This window comes from Bilophila sp., assembly GCF_057864385.1.
In genome coordinates, this window is the sequence record NZ_DBMAFI010000004.1 from 69939 (window position 1) to 83278 (window position 13340).

The window sequence follows — 13340 nt, forward strand, 5'->3', positions numbered from 1 at the left end:
AAACGCCATGTTCGACATCCTGTGGATATGCCTTACCTACTGCATCGGTTCCGTCCCGTTCGGCCTGGTCTTCGCCAAAACCTTCTGCCGCATCGACCCCCGCACGGCCGGGAGCGGCAACGTGGGGGCGACCAACGTAGCGCGCCTCTGCGGAAAGGCATGGGGGGCGGCCACGCTTGCCTGTGACCTCCTGAAAGGCGCCATCCCGGTCTTCGTCGCCATGCAGTATTCGACGTCGGAGCTCGTCTGGACGCTCACGGCGCTGGCGGCGATCCTTGGGCATCTCTACTCCTGCTTCCTCGGCTTCAAGGGCGGCAAGGCGGTGGCGACCTCCATCGGCGTGCTTATCCCGCTGGCGTTCTGGCAGCTCCTCATCGCCGTCTGCATTTGCCTGTTCCTGATCTGGCGTTCCGGCTTCGTTTCGCTCGGCTCGCTGGCCCTCGTAACGGCCATGCCCATCCTGCTGGCCCTTTCCGGCAAATTCAGCCTCCTGCCGCTCTCGCTGATCATCCTCGCGCTGGTCTTCTGGAGCCACCGAGAAAACATCCGCCGTCTCGCCAAGGGCGAGGAAAAGACGTGGATTAAGAAGTAAGTGATTATGGAATCGGGGGAAGGGAGGAGGAACCTTTCTGGAGAAAGGCTTCCTCCTCCCTTCCCCCGAACCCCCTTCCCTCCACCTCCCAAGACTTTCGGCTGATGGGGAGGCGGCGCGGAGGGAGCCCGTTCCGGCAACAGGCCGGGAATCCTGAGCAACAAAAAACAACCGCCCGGAGACGCTACTCATGGCATTGAGCATCGGCATCGTCGGCCTTCCCAACGTGGGCAAGTCCACCCTTTTCAACGCGCTGACCAAGGCACAGAACGCACAGGCCGCAAACTACCCCTTCTGCACCATCGAGCCCAACAAGGCCACGGTTCCCGTCCCCGACCGCCGCATCGACGCGCTCGTCGATTTGGTGCACCCGCAAAAAACGATTAACGCCACCGTGGACTTCATCGACATCGCCGGGCTCGTGCGCGGGGCCAGCAAAGGCGAGGGGCTCGGCAACCAGTTCCTCGGCAACATCCGCGAATGCGCCGCCATCCTTGAAGTTGTGCGCTGTTTTGAGGATGACGACATCACCCATGTGGACGGTTCGGTCGATCCGCTGCGCGACATCGAAACCATCGAAACGGAACTCCTGCTCGCCGACATCCAAAGCGCGTCCAAGCGCCACGAACGCATGGTCAAGATGTCCAAGGGCGACAAGGATGCCCGCGTAGCCGCCGACGAAATGGGCCGCCTTCTGGAGCACCTCAACAACGGCAGCCCCGCCTCCACGTTTGAGGCCAAGGACTGCCCCGCCTTTGCCGCCGCGTGGCATGAACTCGGCCTTTTGACCGCCAAAAAGATCATCTACTGCGCCAACGTGGATGAGGACAGCCTTGCCGGGGACAACGCCCATGTGACGCGCCTCCGCGAATTCGCCGCCACGCGCAACATCGAAGTCGTCAAGATCTGCGCCCGCATCGAAGAAGAATTGCAGGGGCTTTCCGACGAAGAGCAGCGTGAAATGCTTGGTGCGTACGGCATTGAGGAAAGCGGCCTTCTGCGCGTCATCCACTCCGGGTACAAGGCGCTCGGCCTTGCCAGCTACTTCACCGCCGGGGAAAAGGAAGTGCGCGCGTGGACCATTCAGGACGGCTGGAAGGCTCCGCAGGCCGCGGGCGTCATCCACACGGACTTCGAGCGTGGCTTCATCCGTGCCGAAGTCATCAGCTTCGACGATTACGTCAAGTACAAGACGGAAGCCGCCTGCCGCACAGCCGGAGTCCTCCGCACCGAAGGCAAGGAATACGTCGTCAAAGACGGCGACGTGATGCACTTCCTGTTTAATGTGTGAGAAATCGGGGGAAGGGAGGAGGAACCTTTCTGGAGAAAGGCTTCCTCCTCCCTTCCCCCGAACCCCCTTCCCTCCACCTCCCAAGACTTTTACAAGCGGGCTTCAGATGTGCGTTGGGTGACGGGACGGGCCGCATTGAGACCCTCCCCATATTCTCGACCTTCAATAAAACGAGTTTTTAGAAAACAATGAGCTGAAATGGTTCTCCATTCCAGCTCATTGTTTTTTATAATAAAATAGACTGGTACCGAAGGCACGTCTCCTGTTCCCGCACAGGAAAACCCAAGCCATGCGGGGCACCATAGGCGCTCTTGATTTCCCCTATTCCCACACGGGAAAGCCCATCGGCAAATGCTGTGCTTGGCGACAGCATCAATTTCCCCTATGCCCACACGGGAAAGCCGTCGCGCCGCCTCCCCACCAGTCGAAAGTCTTTGAAGGGATGGGGGGCGCGGGGGGAAGGGAAACTTTCTCCAGAAAGTTTCCCTTCCCCCCGCATTCTCCCCTACCTATTTGCTGTGCCCGTAAATGCCGCCGGCAAGGGCGCCGAGGCCGCCGCCGATGAGGGCGCCGGTCGTCCCGCTTCCGCCGGTGAGGGCGCCAAGGCCCGCACCGAGGATCGCACCCCCGGCAGCGCCGCTCAAGAGGCCCTGCTGGGTCTTGTTCATGTTCGTGCAGCCAACGGCCCCAAAAACCAAAGTGCCAACCAAAAGTATGGCGGAAAGACGTTTCATCGCACTTCTCCTGTCACCCCTTCCGGGGTGGGATTATCAAGATATGCCGCCGGGCTACTTGCCGGCGGGAACCATGAATTCGTACCAAAGCACGTCAAAGACTTCGCGGTTCGCCTGATCCGGATGCGCGGCATACCACGCGTCCACCTTTTTCTGGATATCCGTCCAGTTGGTGTCGCCGAAAGCTGTTATCCATGCCGTAACGAACGGAGAGGCCTTCGTCCCCTGTTTCTGGGCGATCAACTGTTCGATGGCGATGATGTTGGATGCACCATACAAAAAGGCCAGCTTTTCGTTTTGGGAAGACTGCAGCCAGTGCTTGCCGGTCAAATCCGCGGTAGACTGCGCCGCAGCCGCAGGCAGGCACAATGCGCAAACGAGCGCCGCCGCAAAGACAACCTTGGTGAATCGAGCTATCATAAGAAACCTCCTTTTCGCCGCATAGCTGCCGCGTGATTCCTCAAAGGGAACATATTTGCGGGATGGTTTCAAGTAGAACTACAGTCTTCTAATACCGTTGGCAGGCCATGAAAGGCAAGAGGCATCAGCGGGCGGAAAGGCGGGCAAGCCGCTCGAAACGGCGGTGGGTCAAATGGCAAATCGCGGCGGCCAGCGCATCGCCCGTGTCCACGGCCCAATCGGGCTTCACGCCGAGTACGCGCCCGACCATAAAGCTGACCTGCTCCTTGTCGGCCCTGCCGACGCCCACCAGCGATTTCTTGATCACCGTGGGTTCGTAGTCCCGCACAGGCAAATCGTAGGCCGCACAGGCCGCAATGGCCGCGCCGCGGGCTTGGCCGAGCTTGAGCGCGGTCGCCGCATTCTTGGCGGTAAAAACCTGTTCCACAGACGCCTCATCCGGCTTCAGGCGGCCGAGCACCTGATGCATTTCCTTAAAGATGACCCCAAGCCGGGAAGCGAACTCGCCGTTGAGCGGAGGGCGGATAACCCCGCAATCCACAAGCTGGAGCACGCCGGACACTTCGCGCACCACTCCCCACCCCGTATTCCGGGAGCCGGGGTCGATGCCGATGATGGTGATGGATTGCGACATGAAAAAAAGAGGGAAGAGATTTCCGCGCCCCGAATGGAGACACGGCAAAAAGCGGGGCGCCCCCACCGGAAAACGCCGGGGCGCTTCCATCTTGAGAAGGAGCAACAGGGCGCTGTTTTTGCCACAATGGCAGATTTTGGAAAGGGAGGGAAAACATTTCCAAAGGAAAACGCTTTCCCTCCCCTCTACTTTCAAAACAGCACGGCCTAAACAGCCTTACAACTGGGCCATGATTTCGTCGGAGATGTCCGCATCGGAATAGACGTTCTGGACATCGTCGTTGTCTTCAAGCAGTTCGATGAAGCGCAGGAGCTTGCGGGCGGTTTCGAGATCGACTTCCATCGTGCTCTGGGGAACCTGATTGAGCTCGGCGGAAATCATTTCCAGCCCGGCGCCTTCAAAGGCTTCGCGGACGGCATTGAAATCGGCCATAGCGGTCTGGATTTCCCACACGTCGCCTTCATCACGCAGATCATCGGCACCCGCTTCGAGCGCGGCTTCCATCAACTGGTCTTCGGTATATTTTTCCTTGGAGAACTGGATGACGCCCTTACGTTCAAACTTCCAGCTCACACAGCCGTTTTCGCCCATAGACCCGCCGCCCTTGCTCATCAGATGGCGGATTTCGGCCACAGTACGGTTGCGGTTGTCGGTCGCGGTTTCCACGATGACGGCGACGCCGCCCGGACCGTAACCTTCGTAGTTGATTTCCGTGAGATCGCCGCCGGCATCCTGACCAGTACCCTTGCGGATGGCGGCTTCGATTTTATCCTTGGGGAGGTTGATCGCCTTGGCAGCGGCAATGGCCGCACGCAGGCGGGAATTACCGGCAGGATCGCCGCCGTTCTTGGCTGCGATGATGATTTCCTTGGCTGCCTTGGTAAATTCCTTACCTCGTTTGGCATCCTGGCGACCTTTACGGTGCTGGATGTTGGCCCATTTGCTGTGTCCAGACATTGAATCCTCCTGAATGTTTCAAAACAAGGCCGGAGCAATGTTCCCCGGCTGAAGCCTCTGCGGGGCCGGCCTCCCCCATACCTTCAAACAAGGAAAAGGGTCATAGCCGGGGCCGCGCAAACAGTCAATCCCGGACGCTTTCCGCCTCGCGCCCCTTGAAGCCCAGCCCGACGAAAAACGTCTCTTTGCTTTCCATGCGGGAACTTTGAGGCTTGAATGAGGTCACACGGGCAAAACGGGGACGCATTCCCTTGAGCAGTTCCCCGACGTCCGGCCCCATGAAAATCTTGACCACAAAACTGCCGCCCTTCACCAAATACGTTTCGGCGACGGCAAGCGCTTCCAGACAAAGCTCAAGGGAGCGGGCCTGATCGGTAAATTTCGTTCCGGTCGTCTGCGGGGCCATATCGCTCATGACGACATGGAAAGGCCCCGTTTCAGCGAGCTGCCGCTCAAAAGCCTCGGAACGCTGAAACACGTCTTCCTGATGAAATTCCACATTGGGAGGGAAAACGGTGGCCGTGCTCTGGATATCGCAGGCCAGCACCTTGCCCTGAGCGCCCACGCGCTCCGCCGCGCCGAGCGACCACGAACCGGGAGCCGCCCCCAGATCCAGCACTTTCATGCCCTTTTTGAAAATCTTGAAGCGCCCGTCTATTTCCTTGAGCTTATAGACGGAGCGGGCAGGATAGTTTTCCCGTTTGGCCTTGAGGAAGTAATGATCACGATATTCTTTCATAGTATCTCCACCTTGTAACCCAAAAACCTCCAAATCACCAGAGGTATGGAGCGGAGGGAACCATGTTTTTTCGGCCCTGCGCCGAGGCGGTTACATCCTGTCGCAATAGACGGAATTGAGGAATTCCTCCATCGCCTCGTCGGCAAGGGCGATATACTCGGAAAGCGGAAAAGCCTTTCCGCATTTGGGACAAAACATATGCACCTCATGGCAAGACCGTTCGATGAACAGCGGCGTCCCGCAATGTTTGCAGCGCACCGTCGTCTGAACCTTCCGGGCACGGGAAAACGAACCCCACATAGCGTACCTCCAAAATCGCTTTGCCCTATACGACACAAAGAATTTCGTCAAGCGAAGAGGCGTGTTGGAAAAAGCGCAGGCGGGCAAAAGAAGCAAACGGCCCTGCCGCGGAAAACGATCGGCGGTTTCTTTCCCAGGGGCCTGCCACAGCAACAGGTTGATATTCCATTTCATGCCATTCAAGCCAGATGCAGGGGAAAGCGCTTTCCGTCACAGGCCCGCCGGAAAGTGCCTTTAAAAAATACAATAAATCTGACTATTCTCGACTTGGAAATCCAATGCTATGACAGAGCCTTTTTGAAAGGCTGTGCCAGAGAAAACGGCCGATGTTTTTTCTTGAAGCTCCAAAGGAACAACCAAATGCCTTTTCCGCCAAGGGGAAAACTAGAGAAAAGGGGAAAACTGGAGAAAAAGGCTGTATTTTCACTATTCTGTGGAGATGAAGCAGCCATATGCCCTGACAGGGCCTTTTGAAACTCCACATAAGGAAGCAATGGGATGTTCCGGCTATGAAGATTGCCAACATCCATAAACACATTGTATTTTCACTCCATTATCAAACGGAATGAACCGATTCCATGACAGTCCCCCCCTAATAAATTGGCTCTGTTATAAGTTTGTGGTTGTTTCATCTCCACAGTGCGGTGAAAATACAGCCTTTTTATCCGTTTTCCCCTTGGCGGGATCCACGGCTAAGGCCTTTTTCCGGTTATCCCTTTGGAACTCCAAGGAAAAAAGCATCAACCATTTTCTATAACACAGCCAAAAAATTTTCCATAAGCTGTTCCGCCCGCCTCCAAACGGGAAAGCCGCCGTGCCGCCTCCCCACCAGCCGAAAGTCTTTGGGGATGAGGGATGGGGGCACGGGGGAAGGGAGAAGGGGGCTTTCTCCAGAAAGTCCCCTTCTCCCTTCCCCCGATTCACACTACAGCATATTCACCGGATCGATATCCAGCGAAATGCGCAAGTTCGGGGGCGAGGCAAGGGGCAGAAGCACGCCATAGAGGGCCCGGATCGATTGCCAGTCGCCGGCCTTGAGGAGGCATTGAAACCGCCTGCGGCCCCGCAGGAGCGGCAGAGGCGCGGGCGCAGGGCCAAGGACGGTTACGCCCTTGCTCTCCGAACGCAACAGGGCCGTAATCCGCGCGAGCTGCGTCGGCCCGTCCGCCCAGTCCATAGGGTAGGAAATCCGCAGCAGGGCCAAATTGATGAAGGGGGGATAGCGCCGCCGCCTGCGCAGGGCGATCTCGTGTTCGTAAAACCCTTCGTAATCCCCGTTCTTCACGTACTGCCAGCAGTAGTGGTTCACGTCACGGGTCTGGATAATGACCTGCCCCGGCTTCCCGCCGCGCCCGGCCCGGCCCGATGACTGCACCAGCAATTGAAACGTCCGTTCCGCCGCCCGGTAGTCAGGCAAATTGAGGCCGATATCCCCGTCAGCCACCACAGCCAGCGTCACATGCGGAAAATGGTGCCCCTTTGAAAGCATCTGGGTGCCGACAAGAACCTGCGCCTCCTGCCGGGCGAAAGACTCAAGGATCTCCTCCATGCGCCCCGGACGGCGGGTGCTGTCCCGATCCAGGCGCAGAACCCGGCCTCCCGGAGGCAGGAGCGTCCCGATATACTCTTCGACCCGCTCGGTTCCCTGCCCCATAGGGTGGAAATGCAGCCCCTTGCAGCTTGGGCAGGGCGACGGGAACGGAACCGAATACCCGCAGTAGTGGCAAACCAGCCGTTCGCGCCCCTTGTGGTAAGTCAGGCCAATATCACAATGCGGGCACCGGGCCACCTTCCCGCAGTCGATGCAGTACATCAGCGGGGCATAACCACGCCGGTTCAGAAGGATCACCGCCTGATCCCCCTGCTCCACCGTCTCCTTGAGCGCGGAGAGCGTCTCCGGGGCCAGAATGGACTCGGCGCAGTCCACGGATCGGATGTCCACCAGCCTGATCGCAGGCAACGTGCCGCCGCCCACACGTGCCGGAAGCATGGACATCGGGATTTTCGCCTCGCGTACCGCGTAAAACGTCTTGAGATCCGGGGTCGCGGATCCGAGCACCAACAGCCCTTTAGCCTGCGCGATGCGGAACCACGCCACTTCTTTGGCCTGATAGGTAAGCCCTTCATCCTGCTTAAAGGAAGAGTCATGTTCCTCGTCCAGCACTACGGCCCCAAGGGACGGCAACGGCAGAAACAGGGCGGAACGCGTCCCGACGACAAGGCACGGTTCGCGGCGTTTCGCCAGCTCGCGGAACGTCTTTTCGCGCAGGGCGGCCGACTGGTAGCCATGAAAAAAATAGAGCGGCACATCCGGCAGCGCAAGCGAGGCATCCCGGCGCAGCTTCAAAGCGAGCGCCACTTCCGGGGCCAGCAGCAGCATGGAACGGCCACGGCGCAGGCATTCCTTGGCCAATTCCATATATACGGCCGTTTTGCCGCTTCCGGTCACGCCGAACAGCAGGTGCGACGCGGGATTCCCGGCATCGAGATCCGCACGGAACGAAGCCAGCGCCGCCTCCTGCGCTTCGGAAAGCGTGAAAGGGGCTTCCGATGCGGGGGGCAGCAGATTACAGCCGGTTTCCTCTTCCGCACAGCCGGCCTCAAGGCATTGCAGGCCAATCAACCCGTTCTTGAGCAAGGATTCAAGCGCCGGGGCGACCCCCTGCCCCATTTGCCGCAATACTTCCCTCCGGGAAACGGCGCCATGCTCCAGCAAAAACTCCAGCAGCTCGATCTGCCGCGTCGCGGTCGGCCTCACCGCCCACGGCGGATCGCAGCGCAGCACGCACAGCTCGCTGGCGGCGGCGTCTTCCCGTGGCCCGAGCAGCTCCGCCCCGCCCCGCATCCACGCCTCACCAAGCGCCGACAGAACCTCCACAGGCAGCTTGGGCAAATCCTTCAGCAGCCGTATCTGCGCCTTGCCTTGCCCTTCCATCGTGCGGAGGCGCATCTGCGTCACCCGAAGCCCAGCAGGGAGCACCATCGCGAGGATCTGCCCCGGCGTCACGGCTTGGCGCAAAGCGAGCTGGCGCACCATTTCCATATGTCCGGGCGGCAGCAAAGGTTCCTTTTCCAGAGGCCAAAGCATGGGCCGCGCCGTTACCCCTTCCGGCAAGGGGGAGCCGTCGCCGAGGACGACCCCAATGCGCAGCATCCCCCTCCCCAGCGGCACGGCAACCCTCAAGCCGGGGCACCATGCAAACCCGGCAAGCCAATCGGGGACGGCATAGGTCAAGGAAGCAAACGGGGGCGTCAGCAAGGCAACGGTTCGGAGCAAGGGAATATCCTGAGGGGTTAGGGGGTCACAACCATTCGGAAACGCGGCGTTGTCCCCTGCGTGGTCCGATACGGAAAGAGGGGATAAGAACGGAAAGGGTTCCACCGCAGTGCAGCAAAAAACAAGGGAAAGCCACCCCATCCGGCTGCACCTCCCGTTGGAGGCCCTGCCGGAAAGATGGTTTCCCTTGTTTATCAAACGTTGTCTGCAATGCCTAGCCGAGCAGTTCGCGCAGCCGGGCCTTCAGGCCGTCGCGCAGTTTTTCATCGCGCAGCCCGAAGTAGACGTTGGCCGTCAAATAATCCACCCAATCCCCGGCGTCGAAACGGATGCCTCCCATCTTCACAGCCAGCATGCCCCGTTCCCGGGTTAGGGAAGCCAGCGCGTCGGTAAGCTGGATCTCGCCGCCGTGTCCGGGCTTTACCCGTGCAAGGTGCTCAAAGATATCCGGGGTCAGCACATAGCGCCCCACGATGGCGAGGCGGGAATCCACCGTGCCTATGGCTGGTTTCTCCACCATATCCGTGATGTTGTAGACGCCGGGGGTGATTTCTTCACCCATGACGATGCCGTAACGGTTCACCTTGTCCGCGGGCACTTCCATGACCCCGATAACCGGCATGCCGTGTTCGGACGCCACTTGGACAAGCTGCGCCAGCCCCGCGTCATCACCGATCATGAAGTCGTCGCCGACCATGACCGCAAAGGGTTCGTCACGTACCATCTCCTTGGCGCACAGCACCGCATGGCCAAGGCCAAGCTGTTTCTTCTGGCGGACGGACATGATGTTGACCATCTCGGCCACATCACGGACTTCCTTGAGCATTTGCAGCTTTCCGGCGCGTTCCAGAACACCCTCAAGCTGAAGGTTATAATCGAAGTGGTCTTCAATGACGCTCTTGTCGCGGTTGGTCACAAAAATGACGTCTTCCACACCGGCACGGATAGCCTCTTCCACAACGTACTGCACAACGGGCTTGTTGTAGACCGGCAGCATTTCCTTGGGAATATTCTTGCTGGCGGGCAAAGAACGCGTCCCCCAACCGGCAACCGGAATGACGACCTTACGAATATTCATGCGGCCCCTTTCCCTCTCAGGAATCTTTTGGGCGTTTCCCCGCGCCCCATCCTTACCGCTCATTCCCCCCATTCGGAAGGAATGCCTCATGACAACAAAATACCGGCCCTGCATGTATCGGGCAAGCACACGGCTTGTTTCCGGCAACACCGTTCCATCGAGGGCTATTCTCTTCCAAAGGACAACGGGGATCTGCCCTCCACATTCCTATTGGAACACGCCGCAAGGCACACGAAGCCCCCAATTTCCCCTATCCGAGCGCTTTTTCCACGATCCCGGCAAGCTCGTTGGCATACACGCGCACCTTGTCCGCATCCTGCCCTTCAACCATGACCCGGCACAACGGCTCCGTGCCCGAATAGCGCAGCAGCACGCGCCCACGGCCTTCAAGCCCTTCCTCAATACGGGCGATGGCGTCAGCGATTTCCGAATTTTCCTCAAAGGGAACCTTGTGTTCGACATGCACATTCCGAAGCTCCTGCGGGTAGGGAACGAGCAGCCCGGCAAGTTCGGACAGGGGACGCCCCTGTTGGCGCATGATCCGCAGGATCTGGAGGGCGGCGAGGAGGCCGTCTCCGGTCGTGCTGTATTCACGGAAAATGAGATGGCCGGACTGTTCCCCGCCAAGAAGGGCCCCTTGTTGGCGCATGGCCGCCACGACATGGCGGTCGCCCACGTTGGTGCGGATAAGCGTGCCGCCCCGCTCCTTCATGAACACTTCAAGCGCCATATTGCTCATGACCGTAGCCACAAGGATGTTGCCCGGAAGCTTGCCCTGCTGCATGAGATCCTGCGCGCACAGGGCCATGATCTGGTCGCCGTCCAGAACGGTGCCCTTCTCGTCCACCACGATGAGGCGATCGGCGTCGCCGTCCAGAGCAAGGCCGATATCGGCCCGCGTCTCACGAACCTTTGCGGCCACCGCCTCAGGATACAGGGAACCGCAGCGGTAGTTGATGTTCAGTCCGTTGGGTTCCGTGCCGATTTTGACGACTTCGGCGCCCAGCTCCTCAAGGGCCAGCGGCGCGACCCTATAATTGGCCCCATTAGCGCAGTCAAGAACCACACGCAGTCCTTCAAGGGACAAGTGCGCGGGGAAACTGTTTTTGAGGTACACGATGTAACGGCCCGGAGCGTCCTTGATCTTATAGGCGCGGCCGGTGTTCGCGGGATCGGGATAATTCCAGTCGAAATTCGGATCCAGCACCATTTCCGTCATGCGATCTTCATCGGCATCCGGGATCTTGAACCCTTCGGCGTCGAAAAACTTGATCCCGTTGTCGCTGAATGGGTTATGCGACGCGGAGATGACCACGCCGACATCCGCCCGCATGTTGGTCGTGAGGAAGGAGATCGCAGGAGTGGGCAGCGGGCCGACGAGAAAGACGTCCATCCCCGCAGCCAGCAGGCCCGCCGCCAGCGCGTTCTCAAACACGTATCCCGAAAGGCGGGTATCCTTACCGATGACCACGCGGCTGCGGCGGTTTTTGTCCCGATAAAACGTGCCCGCGGCAAGCCCCAGACGCAAGGCCACTTCCGGCGTCATGGGGTACTTGTTGACCCGGCCCCTCATCCCGTCAGTCCCAAAAAGACGAACGCTCATCAACTACTCCAAAATCTTTTGTTATAAAACAATGGAACAGACCGCTTATTCGCTCGGATGCCGGGAAACCGACACGGTTTCCGGGCTGATTTTCAGGACGCGCCCGCCTGGGGGCACGGCCACCTGAAGAGGCGCGCTCACAGCCCCGTCCTCCGCAGGCATCGCCGTATCGGCGGGGACGGAAACCTGAAATTGCGCAAGGTACCCGGCATCTCTGACCATCCCCTGAGGGACGGAAACCATGAGGTTCGCCCGTGAAGGCTGGGCGTTTACATTGGGGTTCTCACCCTCAAAGATAATGTCACGCTGCAAACTCAGGGTACGCCTCTTCACATCGATTTTCCACGTCACCTTAACGACCTGCGGATTGAGCTCCACAGCGGGCGGCGCAAGCAGCGGGACATCTTCCGAGACGGCCTTTCCTTCCGCCGCAAGATCCACCGGGATCTCCGCCTGAATCTCCTTCATGGACGAAATGACGCTTGCCGGGCCGCGTACGGTCACCTGCGGCGGCTCGACCACCAAATCCTTCAGCCGCACCGACGAGGCCGCGGGCGAGGCCCTCAGCGCCACCTTGACGGGCAGGTTCGTCTCCATGATCTTGTCCACTTCAAGGATCATCCGGGACGGCGTGACCTCAAGCACTTCATAGGCCCGCAGTTCCGGCGGCTTGCTTTCCCCCGTCGTCAGCGGGATGACGTTCTTGCCCGGCGTCACGCCGGACAGATCCATCGTATATGAGATTTCCCGGTTGGTCATGGAGCGCAGCAATTCCTGCGGCCCGCGAAGGCGCACGCTGATCCTGTTGAGCTGGCCCCCCGTCACGATCAAGCCGGGCGGCAGCCCCTTGTAATCAAGGCGCACCTCGACCACGCGCTCGATTTGCTCACGCGCATTGAGCGTATACCACAACCCGAGGGCAAGGAGGAAGGCCACCAAGAGGTAGCGCCAGTTGCCCTTCTGGGGTTCTTCAGTGTTCGATAACATTGTTCAGCGTCTCTTTCAGTTGTTCGGCATCCGGCATAACCGCCAAGTGGCCCTTGGAGGCCACGCTCACTTCGCCGCGTTCCTCAGAAACGACGATGACCGTCGCATCGCTGACTTCCGTGGCGCCGAGCGCGGCACGGTGCCGCGTGCCGAAATTCTGGCGATCCATCTGCGCCAGCGGCAGGATGCACCCCGCCGCGGCGATGCGCCCTTTGCGGATGATCACCGCCCCATCATGCAGCGCGGTGTTGGGAAAGAAAATGGTCAGCAGCAGTTCCCGGGAAATCCGGGCGTCCAGCACGACCCCGCCCTTCATCATATCACCGAGCTGCACCTTGCCTTCCAAAACGATGAGCGCCCCGATGCGCCGCTTGGCGAAGTACTGGCACACCCAGACGAGATCGCCGACCATGTTTGAAGGCGCGGGACGCTTCTTCCACGAAAGGTACTGCGTCCCCATCGCGGCAAGAGCCTGCCTGATGTCATCATGGAACAGGATCACGATGACGAGGAACAGCGAACCGAACAGGTTCTCAAGCAGCCATGACAGGGAGTAGAGGCCGACGAAGTGCGAGAGGGCGTACACCGCCACCAGAACGACCAAACCGATGAGCGCCGAAAACGCGCGCGTTCCCCGGATAAGAAGCAGGATGCGGTATAAAAGCAGCGTTACGAGGGCGATATCCAGCACGTCACGCCAATAAAAAGACAGGAAATCCATGATCCGG

Annotated in this window: 13 protein-coding genes; 2 read left to right on the forward strand and 11 right to left on the reverse strand. The window is 59.4% G+C overall.

Annotation, left to right across the window (positions count from 1 at the left end; genetic code table 11):
• The first annotated feature begins 7 nt into the window (after positions 1-7).
• Both plsY and ychF read left to right on the forward strand, forming a co-directional pair.
• Complete coding sequence (gene plsY / locus ACZM8Y_RS02095; RefSeq protein ID WP_479858821.1) at positions 8-592, forward strand: glycerol-3-phosphate 1-O-acyltransferase PlsY; 585 nt, start codon at positions 8-10, stop codon at positions 590-592.
• Positions 593-782: 190 nt separating this feature from the next.
• On the forward strand, positions 783-1883 hold the full coding sequence (gene ychF / locus ACZM8Y_RS02100; RefSeq protein ID WP_482330412.1) for a redox-regulated ATPase YchF: 1101 nt from the start codon (positions 783-785) through the stop codon (positions 1881-1883).
• Positions 1884-2392: 509 nt separating this feature from the next.
• On the opposite strand, the gene ACZM8Y_RS02105 is transcribed toward ychF, so the two are convergent.
• The 11 genes from ACZM8Y_RS02105 to cdaA form a co-directional block, all read right to left on the reverse strand.
• Positions 2393-2617 carry a YMGG-like glycine zipper-containing protein gene (locus ACZM8Y_RS02105; protein WP_302554743.1) on the reverse strand — a complete coding sequence of 75 codons (225 nt, stop codon included), beginning with the start codon at positions 2615-2617 and terminating at the stop codon, positions 2393-2395.
• Between the two features lie 54 nt (positions 2618-2671).
• Entirely contained in the window at positions 2672-3037 is a 366-nt protein-coding gene (locus tag ACZM8Y_RS02110; protein WP_479859698.1) for a hypothetical protein, read from the reverse strand.
• 124 nt (positions 3038-3161) lie between these two features.
• A complete protein-coding gene (ruvC, locus tag ACZM8Y_RS02115) occupies positions 3162-3671 on the reverse strand; it encodes a crossover junction endodeoxyribonuclease RuvC (protein WP_482330415.1) in 510 nt (169 codons plus the stop codon).
• 216 nt (positions 3672-3887) lie between these two features.
• Positions 3888-4628, reverse strand: coding sequence for a YebC/PmpR family DNA-binding transcriptional regulator (locus ACZM8Y_RS02120; protein WP_302554746.1), 741 nt, complete (start codon positions 4626-4628; stop codon positions 3888-3890).
• Between the two features lie 124 nt (positions 4629-4752).
• On the reverse strand, positions 4753-5367 hold the full coding sequence (locus tag ACZM8Y_RS02125; protein ID WP_482330417.1) for an RlmE family RNA methyltransferase: 615 nt from the start codon (positions 5365-5367) through the stop codon (positions 4753-4755).
• 90 nt (positions 5368-5457) lie between these two features.
• A complete protein-coding gene (locus ACZM8Y_RS02130) occupies positions 5458-5667 on the reverse strand; it encodes a dual CXXC motif small (seleno)protein (RefSeq protein ID WP_302554748.1) in 210 nt (69 codons plus the stop codon).
• 925 nt (positions 5668-6592) lie between these two features.
• Positions 6593-8944, reverse strand: coding sequence for a replication restart helicase PriA (gene priA / locus ACZM8Y_RS02135; protein ID WP_482330420.1), 2352 nt, complete (start codon positions 8942-8944; stop codon positions 6593-6595).
• Positions 8945-9158: 214 nt separating this feature from the next.
• Positions 9159-10022, reverse strand: a complete 864-nt coding sequence (gene galU / locus ACZM8Y_RS02140) for a UTP--glucose-1-phosphate uridylyltransferase GalU (protein ID WP_482330422.1) — start codon at positions 10020-10022, stop codon at positions 9159-9161.
• A 250-nt stretch (positions 10023-10272) separates the two neighbouring features.
• Complete coding sequence (gene glmM / locus ACZM8Y_RS02145; protein ID WP_302553395.1) at positions 10273-11625, reverse strand: phosphoglucosamine mutase; 1353 nt, start codon at positions 11623-11625, stop codon at positions 10273-10275.
• A 45-nt stretch (positions 11626-11670) separates the two neighbouring features.
• Positions 11671-12612 carry a CdaR family protein gene (locus ACZM8Y_RS02150; RefSeq protein ID WP_482330424.1) on the reverse strand — a complete coding sequence of 314 codons (942 nt, stop codon included), beginning with the start codon at positions 12610-12612 and terminating at the stop codon, positions 11671-11673.
• Positions 12596-13333 carry a diadenylate cyclase CdaA gene (gene cdaA, locus ACZM8Y_RS02155; protein ID WP_302553397.1) on the reverse strand — a complete coding sequence of 246 codons (738 nt, stop codon included), beginning with the start codon at positions 13331-13333 and terminating at the stop codon, positions 12596-12598. The genes ACZM8Y_RS02150 and cdaA overlap by 17 nt, the downstream gene beginning before the upstream one ends.
• Positions 13334-13340: the final 7 nt, after the last annotated feature.